Genomic DNA, 21,990 nt, shown 5'->3' on the forward strand with positions numbered 1-21,990 from the left:
CGTCGGCTAGGCCTTCACATAGACCCACGCTTCGCGGCCCGATTTCAGGCGCACCGCGACGCGTTGATAGTCCTTCCCTTCGTAGGCGTCGGCGGCCTCGAGTTCAGCCTGGCTGATCTCGAACACGACGCCGGCAACCGCGTCGCCTTGATCGCTCGGGACCACGACGGGATAACTGGCCAGCAGGCCGTCGGCGGCGATCAGCAGCGGGTCGGTGATCTTGAGCAACTCTTGCCGATAGCCGATCAGCGTGTCGGGATTCCCGCGCAAGAGGCGGCCGAACGTCGCCATCTGCACGCCCTCCTGCTGAAGCGTGCCGTAGGAGAAGAGACTTAGCGTCATCGTGATCACAACCTCCGGGCATGTCGCGCGTGTGCGACTAGGAAGCGATGCGCCTCGCCCGAGCTCACGCCGCTCGGCGCCGTGAGGCGAGCAACTCGTCCAACTGGTCGAATTGTTCCGACATCATCGCCTGCATCCCGGCGTCGGCGTCGGCGGGAGGCTCGGCGGCGCCGTAGCGTTCGCTGAAGATCAGCAGCGTGTTCTCGCCCTGATCCTCAAAGGTCACGGTGGTGACCGGCCCGTCGGCGCTCTCCTCGTTCGTCCAGACGAGGCGCGAGGGCGGCGTTACGTCGAGGTAGCGGCCGAAGAACGTCATCGAGTCCGATCCGTCGCCGAACGTCATCCGGTAGCCGCCTCCCGTGCGGGCGTCGATCTCGCACGCGCTGAGCGTCGCGCCCATCGACTTGGGCGCCCACCACAGCCTGAAGAGCTCCGGTCGGCTCCAGGCGTCGAACACCGCGCGCGCCGGGCTGTCGAAGGTTCGCGTGACAACGATCTCGCGGTCGGATTTGCGCGTGACCGTGGTGAGGTTGTTCGCCCGCTCAGGTTGACCGCTTTGGCCCATATCACTTCCTCTTCTCTCGCAATCTCGTCCGATTCATCGGAACGACGATCGAGTGCGTGGAATCCCGACATCGCGAAGGTCTGTTGAGGGTCGAAAATCGCCAGGCCTGACACCGCGCCGGCCTTCTGTTGCTGGTGCGCATTGAACCTGACCGCCGGTCCTTCGCACCCCCCGCCTAGAGCAGGGTCGGCTGAGGCGGCGCGGTTGGGGTCGGGGCGTCAAGCTCCCCGCGTCTTCGCAGCTCGGTCTGCGCGCTGAACCTCACGTCCAGGTCGCGATCGGCGGCGAGCGCTTGAAGATCGGCGAGGGCGAGGGCCTCCCACGACACGCCCCGGTGCGAGCCGCGCGGCACACGGGGAAGCAGGCCCGGTTCCCGGCTCCAGGCGGCCAACTGGTCGAGCGAGGCCTCGTTCAGCATGTCCCTCAGATGATGGGCGGTGACATAGGCGTCGGGGAAGGCCCGGTGGGCGGGCAGTCCGGTCGCATGATCGAGGCCCTGCGGCATCCGCTGATAGCGCAGCATCTGGTTGGAGAAGCTCTCCAGATGCGGCCAGAGCCGCAGGGCGCACTTCCAGGTGCAGATCCACTCCGCCGCGCCGCTCAGCGCCGGGGTGCAGAACCGTTGCTCGAATGCGGCGCGGTGCGCGGCGAGGGCCGTGACGCCGCCCTGTGGGCGCAACACGGGCGGGGCGGCGTCCTTCCAGAACGGCGCGCCCGCGACGTCGGCGTCGAGGATATGATGGATCGCCATGGTCGCCGCGGAGATCGGACGGCCCGGGTTGACGAACGTGGCGCCACGGCCGGCGTCGAGCGATCAGTGTCCGTCCTCGCCCTGGACGACGTCCTGCCAGCCGATCTCGCAGACGTCGGTCGGAGCCGTCCCGGCGGTCTCCAGATCAATGACGCGGACGCGGGCGAAAGGCATGCGACGGATATGGTCCGCCGCGCCGGTTTGACCAAGGCCGGAGAGAGATCCTTACCGCCGCCGGTGAGCCGAAATGGGCTGCACGGCGTTGTCTGTCTCGAAGCGATAGGGCGAGAAGCATATGGCGTCGGGATCGGGCCGCCCGTCCAAAGCGCTGGCGATGATCTCGGCGGCCAGGCTGGCGAATGTCACGCCGTTGCCGCCAAAACCGCAGGCCAGCCACAGCCGGTCGTGATCCTTGGCCTTGCCGATGGCGGGAAGGCCGTCCGGCGAGGTTCCGAACGTGGCCGACCAGGCGTATTCGGCATCGATCTTCGCGCCTTTGAGGAGACGCGAGGCCATCTGTTCGAGCTGACGCCGCTTATCGGGGATCATCGCGTCGCGTCGTGCGGCGTCGACGAAATCCTCGTCCGCGCCGCCGATGATCACCCGCCCATCGCGCGTGGCGCGGCAGTAGAGGTAAGGATCGGCCGCCTCCCAGATCATCGCATCGTCCCGCCATAGCGGCGCGGTCGCCTTGCCGGTTGCGATGGCGAAGCTGGAGCCGAGTTCGAAGGCCGCCGGCAGGAACGGGCGAGGCGCTTCATAGCCACAGGCAAGTATCACCTGGCGTGCGCGCACGATCTCGCCTGACGCCAGCGTCAGTTGCACGCCGTCCGCATCCTCGGACGAGGCTACCACGTCCGCGGGATAGGTGATGGTCGCGCCACGCGCCAGGGCGGCGCGCAGCATGCCCTGGGTGAGCGCCACGGGGTCCACCTCGAACGTGTCGGCGGAAACCAGGCCGGGACGCGCCTCGACGCCAAAGCGTTCGGCGATCGCCGCCGGCCCGCAGAACTCGGAGGCAAGGCCAACTGCACGTCGCGCCTCGCCCTCGCGGACGAGGCCCTCCTCGTCCAGCACATCTCCGTCGAGATAGACCTCCAGACGACTCTCCCAGCCGCAATCCAGCCTCAGGTCCGCGATCCGCATCGAAAGGTCGAGGACGGCCTGGCGCACCCGCCGCCATCTGCGGCCAGCCGCGTCGGCGCCGATCGTCTCGGCGAGCTGGACCAGCGGAGTGTCGGCCGCCCACATCACCAGAGCCGTCGAGGCAGCCGTCGCCCCCCAGGACGGCGGGCGCCGGTCGAGAACGGCCACACGTAAGCCCGTTGCGCTTAACCGCTCCGCCAGCATCGCCCCCACGACGCCGGCGCCGACGATGGCGATGTCGACGATCTGGCGTGGCGGCGGCGTGCTGGCCGGCAGGCCGCGCGCCTCGCCCTTCCAGCAAGCCTCGCCGCCGCGAAGGTCCAAGTGTCCGGTAAGGGCCGCCCCGTTGATTTGCACGAGGCCCCAACGCGGGGGCGGCGAAACGGCTCATCGAATTCTGTGTGGCGTTTCCATGCGGGTCCGGGTGCGGGGCTTATTCAGGTCGGGCGTCGGGCCGCTCGCGCGTCATCTCGACCATCGTGGCGCGGAACCCGGCGTTGGCGAACAGCCTCTGGGCGCCGTCGTTTCGCATCGCCGTCGACAGGATCACGCGCGGGGCGCCAAGCGCGGTGAGAGCGTTGAGGGCGGCGAGCAGCAGCATGCCGCCTATCCCTTTGTTCCGCCGCGTCGGATCGACCAGCAGGTCATGGATGACGCCTGCCGGGCCGCGAAGGGCCATCCAGTCGTGCCCCTCCATGGCCGCGTAGACGTAGCCGATGACTTCGCCGTCCTGCTCGGCGACCAGGATGATCGCGTCCTTGCGCTCGATTTCCGACGCCAGGAAGGCGCCGTAGCCGCGCTCCGTCCCCGGTGTCGGCGCGATGAACCGCTGGGCGTCGTAGTCATGATGGAGCGACACCAGCAGAGCACCCAGGCGGCCGAGGGCAGGGGCGTCTTGGGTCCCCGCTCTGCGAACGGCGATCGGAGATGTGCTCATGGTGCGCCGCCTCGAAGGAGGTTCGGGTCGCGTCAAGTCGCGACGCTGTGGCGGACGGGGTGGGATTCGAACCCACGGTGGGCTCTCACCCACGGCGGTTTTCAAGACCGCTGCCTTAAACCACTCGGCCACCCGTCCTTGTCTACGATTACAATGTCTTACGGCGACCTTTGTGGTGGTCGCTTATGGCTTCTGCACCTGCGCGCCGCAGCGCCGAGTTGCGTGGGCTTAAACGGGTGAGGTTGGACGTCAAGCGCGATCGACGGCGCGCTCTGCTGGCCCGAGCGCGCGGATGATCACAGGTCGAAGCGTTCGCCGACCATATCCTCGCTCTTGCGCCACAGCGCCTCAGCGCGCGCCGGATCGATCGCATATGGCCGCACGCCGCCACGCGTCGCCAGATCCGTGTTGATCGGCGCCACTTGGACGTCCTCGCAGTACTGGCCGCCGATCAGGTCCGAAGCTGGCACCACCGCCGCCCACACCGAAGTCGCCGCGCCTTGCTGCAGGGTCTTGGGGAGCAGAGGCGGCACGCTGGGGGCTGGAGATGCGCCTGCAGGCGCGCCGGCGCGGTGTCGCCCGAGCTCGGTGGGCACCAGCCCGGGGCTGAGCGAAACCACGCGCACGCCGCGCCCGCGCAGGCGGCTGTCCAAGGCGACGCCATACAGAGTATTGGCGGTCTTCGAACGGCCGTAGGCGAAGTAGGGCTCGTATGGCGTCTTGTCGAAATTCGGATCGTCCAGGTCGACGTCGCCCCGGTGATGCGCGCCGGACGAGACGATCACCACGCGTCCGCCATCCTTGATCAGCGGCGCGATCCGGTTGACGAACACGAAGTGGCCCAGGTGGTTCGTACCGAACTGGGTCTCGAACCCGTCCGATGTCCTGCCTTCGGGACAGGCCATCACGCCGGCGTTGGCGATCACCACGTCGAAAGTCGCTCCCTTTGTGTTCAACGCGTCCGCCGCTTTGCGCACGCTGGCGAGCGAGGCCAGATCCAGTTCGATCAGCTCGATCTGGACGCCGTCGGCCGCTTGTTCGAACGTTTCGGCGAGCGCCCGGCGCGCCTTGTCAAGATCACGCGCAGCGCACACCAGATCAGCGCCGCGCGACGCCAGCGCTCGGGCGGTCTCGACGCCGAGCCCCGCCGAAGCGCCGGTGATCAAGATCCGTTTCCCCTTCAGATCGACGCCTTCAAGCACGTCTTCGGTGGTCGAGTTGAATCCGAATGGCTGCGGCATCTGGAGCGTTCCTTCTGATGATCGCAGGTTGGCGCCCCCGCGAGCGTTGTCTGATCGCGTGTTAACACGCTCCCTGAACGCCTCGCTACGCCACGTCCAGCCATCGACGCCCGAGTCAGATCGCATAAAGAGGTTGCGCAGGGTCAGCGTGTTTCGCAACGTCGCGCGCCGCGGAGACGGCGCTGATGTCCGGCCACGACAGGTCGGTCAGCGACAAAGCAACATGGGAGCAACGCGCAATGGTCGGCATCATGGACAACATCAAGGACTACACCCTCGATCTGGATGACAGTCAGGCGCACGTGCTGGAGGCCGGCAGCGGCTATCCGACGATCTTCCTGCACGGCGCGGGTTTCACCAACAGCGCCGAAGCCTGGCTGCCCTGCCTCAAGGAAGGCCTGGCCGACAGCGTCCATGTCTACGCCATCGACCACGTCGGCGCCGGCTACACCTCACGCCGCGAAGGCCGCTACGAGTTCGGTTTCCTGGTCGATCATGTGCGCGAGGTGCAGGACGCCCTCGGGTTCGAGAAGACCAACATCGTCGGTCACTCGCTGGGCGGCTGGGTTGGCGGCGTGCTCGCCTACGAAAGCCCGGAGCGGGTCAACAAACTGGTCCTGGCCGCGAACGCGGGCCTCAACGTTCAGCCGCCGGCGGGCGTCGCCGAACGCGCGCAACTGCCGAGCCACGATCAACTCGCCCAGGATCTGGCCGGGATCGCCGACGACGAGGTGCGCGCCGCCATGCTGGAGGCCAGAAAGCGCATCGTCGACTATCCCAACGCGGCTGAAACCTACGACGGCGTAGGCGAGATGTTTGGCGCCATCCCCATGCGCAAGCGCTATTATCTCACCCGCCGCCTGGGTCGTATCAAGGCGCCGACCCTGCTGATCTATGGCGAGAACGACCTCCACGTGCCGTCGCCCGAGGGTCGCAAGGTGATGCATGAGGGCATCAAGGGCAGCCAGATGGTGGTGATGCCCGACACCGGCCACAGCATGATCACCGAACGGCCGCGCGAAGTCGTCAAGATGATCAGCGACTTCCTCAACGGATGAGGGGGCCTGCGTGCCCAGAACCGTCGCGTTAACCATGCTGGTTAAGGCGCGCTCAAGGCTTCCTGACGGACATTAACCCTGACGCCGCGTTGACGCGCGGCCTGCAAGTCAGGGAAGTCCTCCATGCACGCCGTTCGCCTCGCGCCCGTGCGCAATCTCGCCGTGATCCTGCTGGCCGGGGCGTCGCTCGCGGCATGCGCCACGCATCCCAGGCTGTCCAACCGGATGCCGAGCGACCACATGGCCAGCACTACCCCTGGCCAGCTCCCGAGCGGACAGGGCGGGATCTACAAGGTCGGCAAGCCATATCAGGTGGGCGGCATCTGGTACGTGCCGCGCGAGGACGCCAACTACGACGCCACCGGCATGGCCTCGTGGTACGGTGCCGAATTCAACATGAAACCGACCGCCAATGGCGAGACCTTCGACATGCGCGCCGTGTCGGCGGCGCACACCACACTGCCGCTACCTTCGATGGTCGAGGTGACCAACCTGGAGAATGGTAAGCGCCTGCAGGTGCGGGTCAACGATCGGGGCCCGTTCGTCGATGGCCGGCTGATCGACCTGTCGCACGAGGCGGCCCGTCAGCTCGGCTACGACGCCAAAGGTCTGGCCAAGGTCCGCGTCCGCTATCTGGGCCCGGCCCCGCTGGGCGTTGGCGAAGGTGTCCGTTACGCACAAGGCGCCGCCCCAATGCCGATGACAGCGCCGCAACCGGTCGTCGCCCGCGCCGGCGCGGTGAGCTCTCAGGCGCTGCCGCCCCTGGCCGCCGCCCGGCCCGCGACCTACGGCCAGCCCGCCTATGTCACGCCATCCTACGCGCCGCCGACCTCCACGCCGCCCAGCTACGGCTCGACGCCGGCGCCGGTCGTCGTCGCCAGCACTGCGCCTTCCAGCGGCCCGTTCCGCGTCCAGGCCGGGGCCTATGGCGACGAGGGCAACGCCCAGCGCGCCGTGCGTGAACTGTCGATGGCCGGCCCCGCCAGCATCGAGCCGGTCGACCGTGACGGCGAGCGCCTCTATCGGGTGATGCTGGCCGGCGGGGCAGACGAGGTGGAAGCCTGGGCGACGCGCGATCGCGTGGCCGCCCTCGGCTTCGAAGACGCCCGGGTCATTCGTCCCTTCTAGAGGGCAGTCCGACCGCCCCGTCTGGACATCGCCGTCGAACCGGCCAATTTGGGCCGCGTGGCGCGCGGACGTTTCATCACCTTCGAAGGCGGGGAGGGGGCGGGTAAATCCACCCAGCTTCGCCGGCTGGCCGAACGCCTGACGCAGGCCGGCGTCGAGGTGGTCACGACTCGTGAACCCGGCGGCTCGCCGGGCGCCGAGAGCATCCGCGCCTTGCTGGTGAACGGAGACGCCGACCGCTGGTCAGGCTTGAGCGAAGCGCTGCTGATGTTCGCCGCACGCCGGGACCATATCGAACGGACGATCGCACCGGCGCTGGATCGCGGGGCCTGGGTCGTCTGCGACCGCTTCGCCGACTCCACCCGCGCCTATCAGGGCGCGGGCGGTGGCGTCGATCCGGCGTTGATCTCGGCGCTGGAAAGCCATGTGTTGAGCGTGCGCCCGGACCTGACCCTGATCCTGGACCTTCCGGCGGATGCGGGCCTGGCCCGCGCTGGCGCGCGCGGTGGCGGCGAAACGCGATTCGAGTCCAAGGGATTGGGCTTCCACGAACGGTTGCGCCAGGCGTTCCTGGACATCGCGGCCGCCGAACCTGAACGCTGTGTGGTGATCGACGGGCGCGACGAGATCGCGGCCGTTGGCGAGGCTGTGTGGGACGACGTCCGCACCCGCCTGCTTGACCATGGCTGAGGTCGACATCCCGCATCCCCGTGACTCTCGCGGCCTGATGGGCCACGAAGCCGCCGAGGCCGCTTTCGAAGCCTCGCGGGGGGCTGGGCGCCTGCACCACGCCTGGCTGCTGACGGGTCCCGAAGGCGTTGGCAAGGCGAGCTTCGCCTATCGCGCGGCGCGACGGCTGCTTGGGGCCGCGGCCGATCCTTCCGACGGCCAGCTCGGGTCCGATCCCAGCCATCCTGTCACTCGCCAGGTCGCCGCCCGTTCGCACCCCGACCTGATGGTCCTCGAGAGGCTGGGCGAAGACGGCAAGGCGCGCCGCCTGATCCCCGTCGACGAAGCGCGTCAGTTGCCGGAATTCTTCGCCAAGTCGCCGGCTTCGGCGCCCTACCGCGTCGCGATCGTCGACGCCGCCGACGATCTCAACATCAATGCCGCCAACGCCCTGCTGAAGACCTTGGAGGAACCACCCAGCCGCGGCGTACTGCTGCTGGTGAGCCACGCGCCCGGCCGCCTGTTGGCGACGATCCGCTCGCGCTGCCGAAGGCTAGCGTTCGCGCCGCTGGGGGAGCCCCGGGTCGCCGAGTTCGTGCGGGCTCGCACCGGCGTCGACGTCGAACAGAGCCTGCGCTTGGCGCGCATGTCGGGCGGCGCGCCGGGCAGGGCGCTGACCCTCTCGCAAACCCAGGCCCTGGCCATGGACGACGCCGCGCGCGATCTGCTGGGTGACTTGCCGCGGATAGACGAGGCGGCGGCGCTGTCGCTGGCCGACCGGTTCCGCGGAACAGAGGGCGCGGCGCAGTTCGCGTTGTTGTTCGACCGGCTATCGGCGCGGGTGCATGACCTGGCGCGCACCCGCGCCGTGGACGGCTCGGGCGTGCTTGATCGCTGGGCCCAGGCGTGGGAGACGCTGCAGCGCCTGCCGCGCGAGGTCGAGGGTCTCAATCTGGACCGCGCCGACGCCTTTTTCACGGCTCTGGCGGAGCTGCGCGCGGCGGCCCGCGACTGAGACCCATGCTGATCGACAGCCACGTCAATCTTCACGCCCCGCAGTTCGACGCCGACCGCGCCGAGGTGATCGCCCGCGCACGCGAAGCCGGCGTCGCTCTGATGGTCAACATCAGCGACCGATTGTCGAACTTCGCCGCCGTCCGTGCGGTGGCTGAGGCCCCGGACATCTGGTGCACCGTGGGCACCCATCCGCACGAGGCCAAGGAGAACCCGGCGCTGAACGCCGCTGATCTGCTGGCCCTCGCCAGCGACCCCAAAGTCGTCGGGATCGGCGAGACGGGCCTCGATTTCCACTACGACCTCAGCCCCCGCGACGTACAGGCCCAGGTGTTCCGCGCCCATGTGACAGCGGCGCGCGAGAGCGGCCTGCCGCTGGTGATCCATACGCGTGAAGCCGACCAGGCGATGGGCGACATCCTGGAAGAGGAATACGCGCGCGGTCCGTTCCGCATGCTGATGCACTGCTACACCAGCGGGGCCGAACTCGCCGCGCGCGCGGCGGCCCTGGGATCCTGGTTTTCGGTGTCGGGCATCGCCACCTTCAAGGCCGCCCAGGACGTGCGTGACGTGGTGGCGCAGATGCCGGCCGACCGGATCATCGTCGAGACCGATTGCCCCTACCTCGCTCCCATTCCACATCGCGGACGGCGCAATGAGCCCGCCTTCCTGCCGCATGTCCTCGACAAGCTGGCCGAGGTCCGCGGATGGTCGCGGGGCGAGGCCGAGCAACGCACGCAGGACGCCTTCTTCGACCTGTTCGACAGGATTCCGCGCCCGTGAGCGGCATGCTGGAGTTCACCATCCTGGGCAGCGGCTCGTCCGGCGGCGTACCGCGCGCCGACGGCGCGTGGGGCGACTGCGACCCCAACGATCCGCGGAACCTGCGCACGCGGTGTTCGCTGCTGGTGCGCCGGCGGGGGGAGGTCCCAGAGCGGGAAACCACGGTCGTCGTCGACACCTCGCCCGACCTGCGCCTGCAGACGGCCAGCGCAGGCGCCAAGCGCCTCGACGCTATCCTGCTCAGCCACGACCACGCCGACCAGGTCCACGGTCTGGATGACGTACGCGCCTTCTACCTGCACGACGGCGTGCGCATTCCCTGCCATATGGACGCTGCGACGCGCGGCACGGTGCTGCGTCGCTTCGACTATGTGTTCGTAGGCGAGGGGGGTTACCCGGCGATCTGCCAGGCTGAAGCCATGCCGGCGCACGGCCAACCCTGGAGCGTGCAGGGGCCAAGCGGGGCGATTCCAGTGGTCGGTTTCGATCAGGACCACGGGCTGGTGCGCTCCGTCGGCTTCCGCTTTGGCGACGTGGCCTATTCCAGCGATGTGCTGGATTTACCTGAAGAATCCTTCGCGGCGCTCGAGGGCCTGGATGTGTGGATTGTCGATGCGCTCCGCTGGCGGCCGCACCCGACACATGCCCATGTGGAACGAGCGCTGGCTTGGATAGATCGGCTGAAACCCAGGCGCGCGATCCTCACAAATCTTCACATCGACCTGGACTACGCGGCGCTGGCCGCGGCCCTGCCGCCCGGGGTCGAGCCCGCGTACGACGGCCTTCGGTTCGAGCATCACTTGGGCCGGGAATTCGAATGACGGCTCAGCATCTCAAACTGGGTTTCCTCGCGTCCCGAAACGGGTCCAGCGCGCGGGCGGTGATTGCGGCCATTGAATCCGGTCGCCTGGACGCCAGCGCGCGCCTTGTGGTCAGCAACAACCGGACGGCGCCGCTCTTGGCGTTCGCCGAAGCGCACGCGATTCCTGCACTGTGCATCGCCACGCAGGCCGACCCTCGGGCCGCCGACGCCAGGCTTAGTGAGGCGCTCCAGACTGCAGGCGTCGAGCTTGTCGTGCTGTCGGGATACCTGCGCCAACTCGGCCCCAAGGTGCTGGGCGCCTACCGGAACCGCGTGCTCAATATCCATCCAGGCCCGCTGCCTCGGTTCGGCGGGCATGGCATGTACGGCCGTCATGTCCATGAGGCGGTGATCGCGGCCGGTGTCGCGGAAAGCGGCGCGTGTATCCTGGTTGTCGACGAGGAATACGACCACGGACCGGTCATCGCGCGCCACGTCGTGCCGGTGGAGCCGGGCGATACGGCCGAAACGCTGGAAGCCCGTGTGACGGCGGCAGAGCCGGGATTCTTCGTGGAGACCTTGCAACGGATCGCCCAGGGCGAACTCAAGCTGCCCGGTTAACGCCTGATCGGCAGCAATCTCATAGGTGTTCCAATTTCCGATAATCTATCTTAGGCGCAATTTTGATATCGCAACGAGGCTGATAGCGGGCCCCTGTTCATGGACCTTAACGGCCGCAGCCCATTTCAATTGCCGAACGTGACGTGGCCCTGGGCGTCGATCGGCCAGGCAGGGTTCCAGGCGATCTCCCAGGCGTGATCGTCCGGATCTGCGACGTAGCCGCGGAAGCCGCCATGCGCCGGCGCATCGGCGGCGCGCAGGACACGGCCGCCCGCGTTGGCGAGACGATCGATCAAGGGCTGGACGGCAGCCTGGGTCGCGACGTTGTGAGCCAGGGCGAAGGCCCCAGGCGATGCCAGGCCGCCGCGCTGCATGTCTGCCTCCAGCGCCGGCTTCAACCACGTGCCCAGGACGAAGCCGTTCATCTGGTAAAACGCGATCTCTTCGTTTTCGAACACCGGCGTCCACCCGAAGCCGTCCACATAGAATCGCTTGGAGCGCGTCAGATCGGCGACGCCTAGGGTGATGACGGACATCTGTTGCTGCACGGCGGGGCTCCCGGGATGAGTGAAGAGGCAAAGCGGCGCCCTGCCCCGCTTTCTCCGGTCGTTAAGAGTCTGGCGGATGCTTGCGTTCCACGGCAAGCTTGAGCGTGATGGAGGTCGCCATGCGCATCGTGATTTTGGCAATGTTGATTGGGTTGTCCGCCTGGGCCGGAGCGGCCGCAGCGCAGGACACGAGATGGGCGTCGGCGGTCCGCGCGGATGGATGGCCGCCGGCCCGGCTGACCAGTGACGGCGACATGTTGATCTATCGCAGGCCCGCGCCAGCCGGCCCAGAGGGCTACCCGCGGCTACAGCTTCGCTATGAATACCGCGACGGCGAAGTGATGGGCGGAAAGCGTTATCTCAGCATGCTGAGCCTAGACGAGTATGACTGCCGGGGTGGACGCTTCCGCAACCTCCGCGTAGCGGTGTTCGCCGGCCACAACGCGGAGGGGCAATCGATCCAGCCACCGGATGCAACCGACCCCTGGGCCAAGCCGCAGCCGGGCACGGTCGACGGGAAGTCGCTGGAGATCGCCTGCGCCAAGCGCTGAAGGTCCGAAAGGTCGCGAGACGCTGGACATGGCGGGCGCGATTGCGCACTGACCCCGCATGAGCCGTTTCTGGAGCGATCTGGTCCGCGAGCTGGAACCCTATGTGCCCGGCGAACAGCCGCGCGTCGCCGATCTGGTGAAGCTGAACACCAATGAGAGCCCGTTCGGCCCCTCCCCGGCCGTAACGGCGGCGATCACCGCCGAAGCGGCGGAAACGCTGCGGCTATACCCCGATCCCCAATCGAGCGCGCTGCGTGAGGCGCTGGCGACCTATCACGGCGTGAAACCCGACCAGGTGTTCGTCGGCAACGGTTCCGATGAGGTGCTGGCCCACGCCTTCGTCGCCTTGCTGAAGCATGACGCGCCGCTACTGTTTCCGGATGTGACCTACAGCTTCTATCCGGTCTATTGCGCGTTGTTTGGGATCGACTACGACACCGTGCCGCTGGACGAGGCGATGAACGTTCGCGTCGCCGACTACCGCAGACCTGCCGGGGCGATCATCCTGGCGAACCCGAACGCGCCGACCGGCGTCGCGTTGCCGCGCGACGAGATTCGCCGACTGCTTGCGGATCATCCCGACCAGCCCGTGGTGGTCGACGAGGCCTATGTCGACTTCGGCGGTGAGACGGCGATCCCGCTGATCGCCGAACACCCGAATCTGCTCGTCGTGCACACCATGTCTAAGTCGCGTGGCCTGGCGGGGCTGCGGGTCGGCTATGCGATCGGCGATGCCGGCCTGATCGAGGCGCTGGTCCGCGTGAAGGATAGTTTCAACTCCTATCCTCTGGGCCGGCCCGTACAAGCGGGCGCGATAGCCTCGATCGAGGACGAAGCCTATTTCCAGGACAGGCGCGCCGCGGTGATCGCGGGGCGGGAACGCATGACCCGCGGACTAAGGGCGCTGGGCTTCGAGGTCCTGCCCTCTTCGGCCAATTTCGTCTTTGCGCGCCATCCGGACCGAGGTGGGCGCGAGCTGGCGCAAGCTTTGCGCGAGCGCGGGGTTCTGGTGCGGCATTTCTCTGCACCTCGCACCGCTGACTTCCTGCGAATCACCGTCGGAACGGACTCGCAGATCGAGCGCCTGCTCACCGCGCTGACGGAGATCCTGAAGGGCTAGATCCCGCACCCGCCCCCGGAGCGGCGCCATGACTTCGCCGCAAGCTGGCGCGAACCATGACGCTCACGTCATCGTGGCGTGACGGGGCGTTGTTCACCGTCTGATCGCGCCCCATCTAAATGGTCCCCACGTGAACAGGGGCGACAATCAACGGGAGCCGATTCCCATGCGTAAGATGAGCTTAGCGACCCTCGCCGCCCTCGGCGTCGTGTGGTCGGCGCCGGCGCTGGCGAGCGCGGAGGTGCGTGTCGCCGTGGCGCCCGATCTGCAGGCCAAGGCGGAGCATAAGTACGGCGTGCGAGACGTCGATCGGCTGGCCGCCAGTCTGCGTCGCAGCGTCGAGCGTGAGCTAGGGCGCACCGGCGCCTACGACGGCGCGCGCCTGGAGCTGACACTGGTGGACGTGAAGCCGAACCGACCGACGTTCAAGGAACTTGGCGACCGGCCGGGCCTGTCATTCCAGAGCTTCGGACTGGGCGGCGCGCAGATCGAGGGCCGCGCCATCGGCCCCGACGGCTCGGTGACGCCGCTGAGCTACCGCTGGTACGAATCGGACATCCGCCAGGCGGCCCATGCGAGCACCTGGTCGGACGCGGAACGGACGATCAACCAGTTCGCCTATCGTCTCGGGCGCGGCCAGGTGCTCGCCGAACGCTAAAGCAAAGCGTGCATCCTTGCGTCACGGCCCGGCGCGCGGTCTGATCGGCGGCGCGCTGCGGTTCGTGCGTGGTGCAGGGCGCGGGGGCGTGATGGCGGGCGAGCGGCGAGCGACGAGCACTGTGGCCGCGCTGGCCGCTCCCTCATTGCCCCAGGCGGCGTTGGGCCTGCCACTGGTGGTCTACCTTCCAGAATTCTACGTCAGTGAACACGGACTGAGCCTAGCCGCGGTCGGCGTCGCATTCATGTGCGTGCGCATCCTGGACATCGGCTTCGACCCCTTCATCGGCGCGGTAATGGACCGCACACGCACCAGGTTCGGGCGCTTTCGGCCCTGGTTCGCATTCGCCACGCCGATCCTGATGCTGGCGTCCTACATGCTGTTCATGCCCTTGCCGGGCGCCGGCGCCGGATATCTGTGGTTCTGGCTGGTGGTGGTCTACGTGGGCTTCTCCATCGCCACGCTGGCGCAGCTCGCCTGGGGCGCGGTGCTCTCGCCGGACTACGACCAGCGCTCGCGCATCTACGCCTGGTGGCAGGTTGGCAATGTGATCGGCGTGATCCTGGCGCTCGTCCTCCCCGTCGCGCTCCAACACCTGGGAGTCGAGGGCCATGCCGCCGGCGTCGCGGCCATGGGCTGGTTCATTATCGTCATGCTGCCTTTGACCCTTGCGCTGGCGATCGCCCTCGTCCCAGAGCCCCAGATCATTTCCGCGCCGGAGCGAGCGGGTTTCCGCGAGTATCTGGGCTTGCTGAAACTGCCGACGGTCCGGCGGCTGTTGGGCGCTGATCTCGCTACCGGCATGGGCCCGGCGATCACCGGAGCGCTGTTCTTCTTCTATTTCGAGCGGGTGAAGGGCTTCCCCAAGGCCGAGGCGGAGCTGTTGCTGCTGATCTATTTCGTGGGCGGCCTACTCGGCGCGCCGATCTGGACCCGCCTCGCCTATGTCATCGGCAAACATAAGGCGCTGGCCGCAGCCTGCCTGTTCTACGCGATCGTCACCGCGGCGGTCGTCGTCCTGCCGAAGGGAAACCTGGGCGCGGCCGGCGTGATGATGTTCGCCATCGGTCTGCCGTTCTCCGCCGGCGGATTCCTGCTGCGCGCGATGATGGCCGACGTGGGCGACGAGGTGCGGCTGGCCAGCGGCGTCGACCGCACGGGCCTACTCTACGCCTTGCTCAGCGGAACGGTGAAGCTCGCCTCCGCCGCCTCGGTCGGGATTACCTATGTGGGGCTGGAACTGGTCGGCTTCGACGCCAAGGCGGTCGGCCCTGATTCGGGGCTGGCAGGCCTCTCCGTGATGTTCATCGCGGCACCCGTGGCTCTGGCGCTGCTGGGCGGCTGGGCTATCCTCGGCTATCCGCTGAACGCCAAACGTCACGCCGAGATCCGCGCCGGCCTCGATGCGCGAGACCTCGCCGAAAACCCCGAGCCCGCGGCACCTGAGGAGGCCCATGCCCTCGCCCGCCCCGTCAACTGATCTGCCGCCGTTGGAGCAGTTGCTCGAGATCATGCGCCGGCTGCGCGATCCTCAGCACGGCTGTCCCTGGGACCGCGAGCAGACCTTCGCCACCATCGCCCCCTACACCGTGGAAGAGGCCTATGAGGTGGCCGACGCGATCGAGCGGGGCGACCTGGACGATCTGAAGGACGAACTCGGCGACCTGTTGCTGCAGGTGGTCTTCCACGCCCGCATCGCCGAGGAACGCGGCGACTTCGCCTTCGCCGACGTGGCCCAGGCGATCGTCGACAAGATGGTGCGCCGTCACCCCCACGTATTCGGCGACGCCGCCTACGCCGACGGGCGTGCGCAATTGGCCGGGTGGGAAGCCATCAAGGCCGATGAGCGCGCGGCCAAGGCCCGAAGCGGTGGCCTGCTCGGCGACGTGCCCGTCGGACTGCCGGCGCTGACACGCGCGGTGAAGCTGTCGAAGCGCGCGGCGGGCGTCGGGTTCGTTTGGCCGACGGTCGAGGACGTGGTCGCCAAGCTGAACGAGGAGGTCGCCGAACTGGAGGCCGAGATCGCCGCCGGCGACCTGGATAAGGCGCGAGAAGAGCTGGGCGACGTGCTGTTCGTGGTCGCTAACCTGGCGCGCACCCTGGGCGTCGAGCCGGAGGACGCGCTGCGCCTGACGAACGCAAAATTCGTTCGTCGCTTCAGTCACATAGAGGCGAGGCTTGCGGAGCGGGGAAGTAGTCCCGCGCAATCCGACCTGGCCGAAATGGACGCGCTCTGGGACGAGGCCAAGGCCCTGGAGCGCGGCTAGACGGTCCGCCAACCGTCGATCAGGCGCATGCTGGCGCACGCCGGGGCCGCCGACCTAGTGGACCCTCAGCTCCGCTTGTGGATAGAGCTGCTCGAATTGGCCCAGCGCCTGGGCGGTGAGGCGCACCGACATCACCACGCCGCCGTCGTCGGCGGGCAGGCTCTCGACCACGCGGCCGTTGCGATAAAGCCAGGCGATCGCCGCCCCTTCGCCTGCCGGCACATGGGCCTCAATGGGATCGGCGTCGTCGACCATGCCGGCGACGGCGTCGAGCAGTTCTGAACACCCCTGCCCCGTCTGGGCGGAGACCAGCAGGGCTGGCGGATGACGGCGGCGTGCATCGCCGGTCAGGCTCTCGCGGGTGTCGGCGTCCAGCAGATCGGCCTTGTTCCAGATTTCGAGCACGCGGCGCGTCTCCAGATCGACGCCCAGCCGGTCCAGCACGCCGGCCACGTCGTCAGCCTGGGCCTGACTTTCATCGCCTGCCACGTCGCGTACGTGGAGGATCACATCAGCCTCGCGCACCTCTTCCAGCGTGGCGCGGAACGCCTCGACCAGTTCGTGTGGCAGGTCGGAGATGAAGCCGACGGTGTCGGACAAGATCGCGGGGCGGCCGTCAGGCAGCTTCAGCATGCGCAGAGTCGGATCCAGCGTTGCAAACAGCATGTCCTCGGCGACCACGGTCGAATCGGTCAACCTGTTGAACAGTGTGGATTTTCCGGCGTTGGTATAGCCCACGAGCGCGACGGTTGGATAAGGGTGCCGCTGGCGCGCGGAACGCTGCAGGGTTCGGGTGCGGCGCACCTCGACCAGTTCGCGCTTCAGCTTGCCGATCCGCTCGGCGAGCAGCCGGCGGTCGGTTTCGATCTGGGTTTCGCCGGGGCCGCCCATGACCCCGAAGCCGCCGCGCTGCCGCTCCAGGTGGGTCCAGGTGCGCACCAGGCGCGAGCGTTCGTAGGAGAGCCTGGCGAGTTCCACCTGCAGGCGCCCTTCGCGGGTGCGCGCGCGCCGCGCGAAGATCTCCAGGATCAGGCCGGTGCGGTCGATCACCTTGACCCGCCAGGCCTTCTCCAGGTTGCGCTGCTGCACGGGCGTCAGCGCGTCGTCGATCACCGCCACATCGACCTCGAGGTCTTCGCAGAGGTGGCCGATCTCCTCGACCTTGCCCTTGCCGAACAAGGTCGCCGGCGTGCGCTTACGCAGCGGCGCGATGAGCGTGTCCACGACCACGAGATCGAGAGCGGCGGCCAGGCCGCTCGCCTCCTCCAGCCGCGCCTGCGGGCTGCGCGCACTAGAGCGCTCTTCACGATCTGGATAGAGGACGAGCGCGCGTTGCGGCGGCGCCTCGCGGTCAACGGATTTGGATGAACTCAATCGTTCTCGTCTTCTGAGGGCTCATAGAGCTGCACCGGCTGGGCCGGCATGATGGTCGAGATGGCGTGCTTGTAGACCAGTTGCGACTGGCCGTCCCGGCGTAGCAGGACGCAGAAGTTGTCGAACCAGCTCACAACGCCTTGCAGCTTCACGCCATTGACCAGGAAGATCGTCAGCGGCGTCTTCGATTTGCGCACGCTATTGAGGAAAGTATCCTGCAGATTCTGCTTCTTATCGCTCACGGCTTATCGCCTTTTGCTTTTGATCGAGAGGCCAAAGCGCCTCCCACACACGAGTCCAGCTAGACAGGCTTTCAACACCGACGCAATCGCAGTGGTGCGATCAGACGGCCAGAGCCTTTGCGCGCTCGATATAGAGGCTGCGCAGGCGCATCGCCACCGGACCGGGCTTGCCGTCGCCCACCGGCTTTCCGTCGACGGCGATCACCGGCGTGACCAGCGTGCTGGCGCCCGTGATAAAAGCCTCGCGCGCCTCCAGCGCCTCCTGGGGGGTGAACGGTCGTTGCTCGACCTTCAGACCCTCGGCCTCCATCAGCTCCAGAAGAGTGCCGCGGGTGACGCCGCGAAGGATGTTGGCGTTGGTGCCGCGGGTCCGCAGCACGCCATCGCGGTCGATGATCCAGGCGTTGGTCGCGGCCCCCTCGGTGACCAGTCCCATGTCGTCGACGTACCAGGCCTCGTAGGCGCCGGCTTCCGCCGCCGCCTGGCGGGCGAGCGCGTTGGGCAGCAATCCGATGGTCTTGATGTCGCAGCGACCCCATCGGTTCTCCGGCTGGGTGATCACCTTTACGCCTTTGGCCGCCTTTGCGTGGCCCGCGGCGGGATCCATCGCCTTCACCGTCACCACGACGGCCGGCAGGACCTGGTCCTTCGGGAAGACGTGGTCGCGCGGCGCGACGCCGCGGCTGATCTGCAGGTAAACGATGCCGTCGCGGATGCGATTGCGACGCACGGCTTCCTTCAGCACCACAGTCAGCGCGCGCCGGCTCATCGGCTCCGGGATACGCAGCTCGTCCAGGCTGCGCTTCAGACGCACGAAATGGCCTTCGGCGTCAGCCAGCTTGCCGTCGGTCAGCGCCCAGACCTCGTAGACCGCATCGGCGAACTGATAGCCGCGATCCTCGATGTGCACCGCGGCCTGCCCGTGGGGGAGGAAGCGTCCGTTCACATAGGCGACGCGGCCCATCAGTCGACCTCCTCTTCCACGGCGCGGGCCCCCGAAAGCCCCAGCGACTTGAGCTTGCGGTGCAGCGCCGAGCGTTCCATGCCGATGAAGGCCGCGGTGCGCGAGATGTTGCCGGAGAAGCGCAGCATCTGGGCGTTCAGATATTCGCGCTCGAACACCTCACGCGCCTCCCGCAAGGGGAGCGAGATGATCCGCTCTGCGCCCATCGAGCCCGCCTGATCGCTGACGGTCGCTTCGGCGGGCAGCATTTCGGCGGTTATCGCCTCGGCAGGATCGCCCGAGGCCAGGATCAGCATCCGTTCGATGTTGTTGCGCAACTGGCGCAGGTTGCCCGGCCAGCCTCGCACCTGGAGCGCCGCCAGCGCGTCCTGCGACAGGATCCGCCTCGGCATTCCCGTGGCGTCGGAGATGCGGGTGATGAAGTCCTCGATCAGTTCGGGGATGTCCTCGCGCCGCTCCGAAAGACCCGGAACGTTCACCGGCACGACGTTCAGGCGATGGAACAGGTCCTCGCGGAAGGCGCCGGCCGCAATCGCCTCGCGCAGGTCGCGTGAGGTCGACGAGACGACGCGCACGTCCACCTGAACGTCGCTGTCGCCGTCGACGCGGCGGAAACGCTGCTCGACCAGCACGCGCAGAATGCGGCTCTGGGTTTCGCGCGGCATGTCGGCGACTTCGTCGAGGTACAGAGTGCCGCCGTGAGCGCGCTCGAACACGCCGATCTTCGCCGTGCGCCCGCCCTCGCCCTCCTGGCCGAACAGCTCGACGTCCATGCGCTCGGGCGTCATGCCGGCGGCGCTGATCGCCACGAACTCGTTCTTGGAACGCGGGCTGGCGATGTGGATCAGGCGGGCCACCGTCTCCTTGCCCGACCCCGGCGGACCTGAGATCAGCACCCGGCTGTTGGCGCCGGCGAGTTTGGCGACCAGCTGGCGTAGCTGCTGGGCCGCCGTGGACCGGCCGATCAGGCCCTCCGGCGTGATCGCCTGGGTCCGCAGGCGACGGTTCTCGCGGCGCAGGCTGGTGGCTTCCAGCGCCCGCTCCACCAGCAGCAGCAGGCGATCCGACTTGAACGGCTTCTCCAGGAATTCGTAGGCGCCGCGCTTGATGGCGCTGACTGCTGTCTCGATGTTGCCGTGACCGGAAATCATGATCACCGGCAGGTCTGCGTCGAGGCCTTTGACCAGGTCGAGCAGTTCCAGCCCGTCCATCCCGCCGCCCTGCATCCAGATGTCCAGGATCAGCAGCGCGGGCTTGCGCGCGCGCACTGCGGCCAGTGCGGATTCGGAATCGTTGGCCGTGCGCACCGCATAGCCTTCATCCGACAGGATGCCCGCTACCAGGTCACGGATATCAGCCTCGTCGTCCACAACCAGAACATCAGCCGCCATGGGAACACCTCACTGATCTCATGCAGTCGCCGCCTCGGCCCGACCCACGGCCTTGATGCGCGTCGATGCGGGCATGCGGAGACTGACGATCGCCCCCTGCCCCTTCGGCGCATCGCCCAGCAGCAGGTCGCCGCCGTGGTCCTCGAGGATCCGCTTGACGATGGCCAGGCCAAGGCCCGTGCCCTTCTCGCGGGTCGTCACATAGGGTTCGGTCAGGCGGTCGCGATCGCGCACCGGCAAGCCGACGCCGTTGTCCACCACCTCGAACGCCACGCCGTCGTCATCGATCACCAGGCGCGCCGTGATCCGGCCCTTGGTCCGCGGCGCCGCGTCGCGTCGGGCGTTGACCGCTTCGGCGGCGTTCTTCAGCACGTTGGTCAGCGCCTGCGACAGCATGCGGCCGTCGCACAGCAGCGGAGTCTCCGGCGCGGGCTCCTGCAGTTCGACCTTGATGTCGGGGCTCGCCACCCGCTGGGCGAACACCGCGGCGCGCAGCAACTCGGCCGCGTCATGCTCAGCGAACTTCGGCGCCGGCATTCGCGCAAAGGCTGAGAACTCGTCGACCATACGGCCGATGTCGCCCACCTGGCGCACGATGGTGTCGGTGCAGCGGTCGAAGGTCTCCAGGTCGTCCACCGGCACGGTCTTGCGGAACTTCTTCTGCAGCCGCTCGGCCGAAAGTTGGATGGGCGTAAGCGGGTTCTTGATCTCGTGGGCGATGCGCCGGGCGACATCCTTCCAGGCGGCGTTTCGCTGGGCGGCGACCAGGCGAGTGATGTCGTCGAACGTCAGCACCAGTCCGCCCTCGCTGAGGCTGGCGCGCACCCGCAGGCGGTGGGTTTCACGCCCGCGCAACACGTCCACCTCGCCCTCGGCCTCGCCGCCGACGGCTGCGAGCTCCAGGATCGCCGCAACCTCGGGCGCCACTTCGGCGAGCTTGCGTCCACGCCCGCGGTCGCCAGAGAGGTCCAACAGCAGCACGGCGCGCCGGTTGGCGGCGGAGATGCGTCCCTCAGTGTCGAGGCCGACGACGCCGGCGCTCACTTCGGACAGCACGGTCTCGATGAACTCGCTGCGCTTCTGTGCTTCGACGCTGGCCTGGCGTAGCGCTGCCTGTTGCGCCTGCAGGTCGTGGGTCATGCTGTTGAAGGCGCGGCTCAACACAGCGATCTCCTCCGGATCGCGGTCGTCGTCGACCCGCGCGGTGAGGTCCCCGGCAGCGACCCGGCCTGCGGCCTGCACCAGCCGTCCGATCGGGCCCGAGATGGCGCTGGCGGCGTACATTCCGAGCCAGATGGCGCCGACCAGCACCAGCAACGCGGTCTCCATGTAGCTCAGCGCGAACACGGCCTGGATGCGCTGGCGGTTGGCGGCGGCCTCCCGATAGGAGACCAAAGAGCTTTCAGCGTCTCGAAGGTGGCTGACGATGTCGCGCTGGACGGGGCGCACGACGTAGAGGTAGGCGTCCGGATAGGCCTTCAGCCGATAGACCGCCCGGGTGAGGTCCGACGACAGCGAGATGTCGCCCTCGTCGGCCGCTTTGAAGCTGGATTGCGGGGGCACCAGCAAGGGCTGGGCTTCCGCGGTCTCGGCACGGGCCAGCACCCGGCCTTCCCGGTCGATCAGATAGGCGGAGGGGAAGGCGTGGTACGAGGCCTGGTCGGCCAGGAAGCGGCTGAAGGTGACCGGGCTCGCCTGCAGCGCCGGCGCAGCGTGGTTGAGGTCGGCGGCCATCAGGGTCACGTGGTCGCCGATATAACGCTGCTGATCCTCGACGTAGGAGCGCGCGACGGTGGCGGAGTTCTCCACCACGGTCTG

24 protein-coding genes and 1 tRNA gene are annotated in these 21,990 nt (G+C 67.8%); 12 read left to right on the plus strand and 13 right to left on the minus strand.

What is annotated here, in order from left to right; all coding sequences use genetic code 11:
- Positions 1–6: 6 nt before the first annotated feature.
- From Q8R27_RS06580 to Q8R27_RS06610, 7 genes are all read right to left on the minus strand, one after another.
- Positions 7–342 (minus strand): gamma-glutamylcyclotransferase family protein, encoded by a 336-nt coding sequence (locus Q8R27_RS06580; RefSeq protein WP_305698282.1) that lies wholly within the window; start codon positions 340–342, stop codon positions 7–9.
- A gap of 64 nt (positions 343–406) precedes the next feature.
- Positions 407–907 carry an SRPBCC domain-containing protein gene (locus tag Q8R27_RS06585; RefSeq protein ID WP_305698261.1) on the minus strand — a complete coding sequence of 167 codons (501 nt, stop codon included), beginning with the start codon at positions 905–907 and terminating at the stop codon, positions 407–409.
- Positions 908–1,082: 175 nt separating this feature from the next.
- On the minus strand, positions 1,083–1,658 hold the full coding sequence (locus Q8R27_RS06590) for a DNA polymerase III subunit epsilon (protein WP_305698262.1): 576 nt from the start codon (positions 1,656–1,658) through the stop codon (positions 1,083–1,085).
- A 225-nt stretch (positions 1,659–1,883) separates the two neighbouring features.
- Positions 1,884–3,161 (minus strand): FAD-binding oxidoreductase, encoded by a 1,278-nt coding sequence (locus tag Q8R27_RS06595; RefSeq protein WP_305698263.1) that lies wholly within the window; start codon positions 3,159–3,161, stop codon positions 1,884–1,886.
- A 76-nt stretch (positions 3,162–3,237) separates the two neighbouring features.
- On the minus strand, positions 3,238–3,741 hold the full coding sequence (locus Q8R27_RS06600) for a GNAT family N-acetyltransferase (RefSeq protein ID WP_305698264.1): 504 nt from the start codon (positions 3,739–3,741) through the stop codon (positions 3,238–3,240).
- A 48-nt stretch (positions 3,742–3,789) separates the two neighbouring features.
- Positions 3,790–3,879, minus strand: a tRNA-Ser gene (locus tag Q8R27_RS06605).
- A 158-nt stretch (positions 3,880–4,037) separates the two neighbouring features.
- Positions 4,038–4,982: an SDR family NAD(P)-dependent oxidoreductase gene (locus Q8R27_RS06610; protein ID WP_305698265.1), complete on the minus strand. Its 945-nt coding sequence runs from the start codon at positions 4,980–4,982 to the stop codon at positions 4,038–4,040.
- 239 nt (positions 4,983–5,221) lie between these two features.
- Here Q8R27_RS06610 and Q8R27_RS06615 point away from each other — a divergent pair, with 239 nt between their 5' ends.
- From Q8R27_RS06615 to Q8R27_RS06645, 7 genes are all read left to right on the plus strand, one after another.
- Positions 5,222–6,040, plus strand: a complete 819-nt coding sequence (locus tag Q8R27_RS06615; protein WP_305698266.1) for an alpha/beta fold hydrolase — start codon at positions 5,222–5,224, stop codon at positions 6,038–6,040.
- A gap of 123 nt (positions 6,041–6,163) precedes the next feature.
- On the plus strand, positions 6,164–7,168 hold the full coding sequence (locus Q8R27_RS06620) for a septal ring lytic transglycosylase RlpA family protein (protein ID WP_305698267.1): 1,005 nt from the start codon (positions 6,164–6,166) through the stop codon (positions 7,166–7,168).
- Between the two features lie 57 nt (positions 7,169–7,225).
- Positions 7,226–7,858, plus strand: coding sequence for a dTMP kinase (tmk, locus tag Q8R27_RS06625; RefSeq protein ID WP_305698268.1), 633 nt, complete (start codon positions 7,226–7,228; stop codon positions 7,856–7,858).
- Entirely contained in the window at positions 7,851–8,852 is a 1,002-nt protein-coding gene (locus Q8R27_RS06630) for a DNA polymerase III subunit delta' (RefSeq protein WP_305698269.1), read from the plus strand. Before tmk ends, Q8R27_RS06630 begins: the two co-directional genes overlap by 8 nt.
- Positions 8,849–9,634: a TatD family hydrolase gene (locus Q8R27_RS06635; RefSeq protein WP_305698283.1), complete on the plus strand. Its 786-nt coding sequence runs from the start codon at positions 8,849–8,851 to the stop codon at positions 9,632–9,634. Before Q8R27_RS06630 ends, Q8R27_RS06635 begins: the two co-directional genes overlap by 4 nt.
- Positions 9,631–10,455 (plus strand): MBL fold metallo-hydrolase, encoded by an 825-nt coding sequence (locus tag Q8R27_RS06640; RefSeq protein WP_305698270.1) that lies wholly within the window; start codon positions 9,631–9,633, stop codon positions 10,453–10,455. The genes Q8R27_RS06635 and Q8R27_RS06640 overlap by 4 nt, the downstream gene beginning before the upstream one ends.
- Complete coding sequence (locus Q8R27_RS06645; RefSeq protein ID WP_305698271.1) at positions 10,452–11,057, plus strand: phosphoribosylglycinamide formyltransferase; 606 nt, start codon at positions 10,452–10,454, stop codon at positions 11,055–11,057. Before Q8R27_RS06640 ends, Q8R27_RS06645 begins: the two co-directional genes overlap by 4 nt.
- Before the next feature lie 125 nt (positions 11,058–11,182).
- Here Q8R27_RS06645 and Q8R27_RS06650 read toward each other — a convergent pair whose 3' ends face one another.
- Positions 11,183–11,593 carry a VOC family protein gene (locus Q8R27_RS06650; protein ID WP_305698272.1) on the minus strand — a complete coding sequence of 137 codons (411 nt, stop codon included), beginning with the start codon at positions 11,591–11,593 and terminating at the stop codon, positions 11,183–11,185.
- A gap of 119 nt (positions 11,594–11,712) precedes the next feature.
- Between Q8R27_RS06650 and Q8R27_RS06655 the strand changes: the two genes are divergently transcribed.
- The 5 genes from Q8R27_RS06655 (at position 11,713) to mazG (ending at position 16,201) form a co-directional block, all read left to right on the plus strand.
- The gene (locus Q8R27_RS06655) at positions 11,713–12,156 is read left to right on the plus strand and encodes a surface-adhesin E family protein (protein ID WP_371134659.1); all 444 of its coding nucleotides are present in this window, start codon (positions 11,713–11,715) and stop codon (positions 12,154–12,156) included.
- 58 nt (positions 12,157–12,214) lie between these two features.
- Positions 12,215–13,276 (plus strand): histidinol-phosphate transaminase, encoded by a 1,062-nt coding sequence (hisC, locus tag Q8R27_RS06660; RefSeq protein WP_305698274.1) that lies wholly within the window; start codon positions 12,215–12,217, stop codon positions 13,274–13,276.
- A gap of 166 nt (positions 13,277–13,442) precedes the next feature.
- Entirely contained in the window at positions 13,443–13,934 is a 492-nt protein-coding gene (locus Q8R27_RS06665) for a hypothetical protein (RefSeq protein WP_305698275.1), read from the plus strand.
- 16 nt (positions 13,935–13,950) lie between these two features.
- Positions 13,951–15,414 carry an MFS transporter gene (locus Q8R27_RS06670; RefSeq protein ID WP_305698276.1) on the plus strand — a complete coding sequence of 488 codons (1,464 nt, stop codon included), beginning with the start codon at positions 13,951–13,953 and terminating at the stop codon, positions 15,412–15,414.
- Positions 15,389–16,201 (plus strand): nucleoside triphosphate pyrophosphohydrolase, encoded by an 813-nt coding sequence (gene mazG / locus Q8R27_RS06675; protein ID WP_305698277.1) that lies wholly within the window; start codon positions 15,389–15,391, stop codon positions 16,199–16,201. Before Q8R27_RS06670 ends, mazG begins: the two co-directional genes overlap by 26 nt.
- Positions 16,202–16,255: 54 nt before the next feature.
- Here the strand turns inward: mazG and hflX are convergent, their stop codons facing one another.
- The 5 genes from hflX to Q8R27_RS06700 form a co-directional block, all read right to left on the minus strand.
- The gene (gene hflX / locus Q8R27_RS06680; RefSeq protein ID WP_305698278.1) at positions 16,256–17,575 is read right to left on the minus strand and encodes a GTPase HflX; all 1,320 of its coding nucleotides are present in this window, start codon (positions 17,573–17,575) and stop codon (positions 16,256–16,258) included.
- The gene (gene hfq / locus Q8R27_RS06685) at positions 17,572–17,817 is read right to left on the minus strand and encodes an RNA chaperone Hfq (protein ID WP_305596609.1); all 246 of its coding nucleotides are present in this window, start codon (positions 17,815–17,817) and stop codon (positions 17,572–17,574) included. Before hfq ends, hflX begins: the two co-directional genes overlap by 4 nt.
- 100 nt (positions 17,818–17,917) lie before the next feature.
- Entirely contained in the window at positions 17,918–18,781 is an 864-nt protein-coding gene (locus Q8R27_RS06690; RefSeq protein ID WP_305698279.1) for a D-amino-acid transaminase, read from the minus strand.
- Positions 18,781–20,172, minus strand: a complete 1,392-nt coding sequence (locus tag Q8R27_RS06695) for a sigma-54 dependent transcriptional regulator (RefSeq protein ID WP_305596613.1) — start codon at positions 20,170–20,172, stop codon at positions 18,781–18,783. The genes Q8R27_RS06690 and Q8R27_RS06695 overlap by 1 nt, the downstream gene beginning before the upstream one ends.
- An 18-nt stretch (positions 20,173–20,190) precedes the next feature.
- Positions 20,191–21,990, minus strand: a 1,800-nt coding sequence (locus Q8R27_RS06700) for a PAS domain-containing sensor histidine kinase (RefSeq protein ID WP_305698280.1), incomplete at its 5' end; no start/stop codon positions are given.

The organism is Phenylobacterium sp. (genome assembly GCF_030697305.1).
GTDB lineage: Bacteria > Pseudomonadota > Alphaproteobacteria > Caulobacterales > Caulobacteraceae > Phenylobacterium.

Bases quoted from the DNA above. Each gene is read 5' to 3' on its own strand.
- Q8R27_RS06620 (WP_305698267.1), top strand. From the start codon at position 6,164: ATGCACGCCGTTCGCCTCGCGCCCGTGCGCAATCTCGCCGTGATCCTG.
- Q8R27_RS06580 (WP_305698282.1), bottom strand. From the start codon at position 342: ATGACGCTAAGTCTCTTCTCCTACGGCACGCTTCAGCAGGAGGGCGTG.
- mazG (WP_305698277.1), top strand. From the start codon at position 15,389: ATGCCCTCGCCCGCCCCGTCAACTGATCTGCCGCCGTTGGAGCAGTTG.
- Q8R27_RS06665 (WP_305698275.1), top strand. From the start codon at position 13,443: ATGCGTAAGATGAGCTTAGCGACCCTCGCCGCCCTCGGCGTCGTGTGG.
- Q8R27_RS06695 (WP_305596613.1), bottom strand. From the start codon at position 20,172: ATGGCGGCTGATGTTCTGGTTGTGGACGACGAGGCTGATATCCGTGAC.
- Q8R27_RS06610 (WP_305698265.1), bottom strand. From the start codon at position 4,982: ATGCCGCAGCCATTCGGATTCAACTCGACCACCGAAGACGTGCTTGAA.
- Q8R27_RS06585 (WP_305698261.1), bottom strand. From the start codon at position 907: ATGGGCCAAAGCGGTCAACCTGAGCGGGCGAACAACCTCACCACGGTC.
- Q8R27_RS06600 (WP_305698264.1), bottom strand. From the start codon at position 3,741: ATGAGCACATCTCCGATCGCCGTTCGCAGAGCGGGGACCCAAGACGCC.
- Q8R27_RS06630 (WP_305698269.1), top strand. From the start codon at position 7,851: ATGGCTGAGGTCGACATCCCGCATCCCCGTGACTCTCGCGGCCTGATG.
- hisC (WP_305698274.1), top strand. From the start codon at position 12,215: ATGAGCCGTTTCTGGAGCGATCTGGTCCGCGAGCTGGAACCCTATGTG.
- Q8R27_RS06590 (WP_305698262.1), bottom strand. From the start codon at position 1,658: ATGGCGATCCATCATATCCTCGACGCCGACGTCGCGGGCGCGCCGTTC.
- Q8R27_RS06615 (WP_305698266.1), top strand. From the start codon at position 5,222: ATGGTCGGCATCATGGACAACATCAAGGACTACACCCTCGATCTGGAT.
- Q8R27_RS06650 (WP_305698272.1), bottom strand. From the start codon at position 11,593: ATGTCCGTCATCACCCTAGGCGTCGCCGATCTGACGCGCTCCAAGCGA.
- Q8R27_RS06690 (WP_305698279.1), bottom strand. From the start codon at position 18,781: ATGGGCCGCGTCGCCTATGTGAACGGACGCTTCCTCCCCCACGGGCAG.
- Q8R27_RS06655 (WP_371134659.1), top strand. From the start codon at position 11,713: ATGGAGGTCGCCATGCGCATCGTGATTTTGGCAATGTTGATTGGGTTG.
- Q8R27_RS06645 (WP_305698271.1), top strand. From the start codon at position 10,452: ATGACGGCTCAGCATCTCAAACTGGGTTTCCTCGCGTCCCGAAACGGG.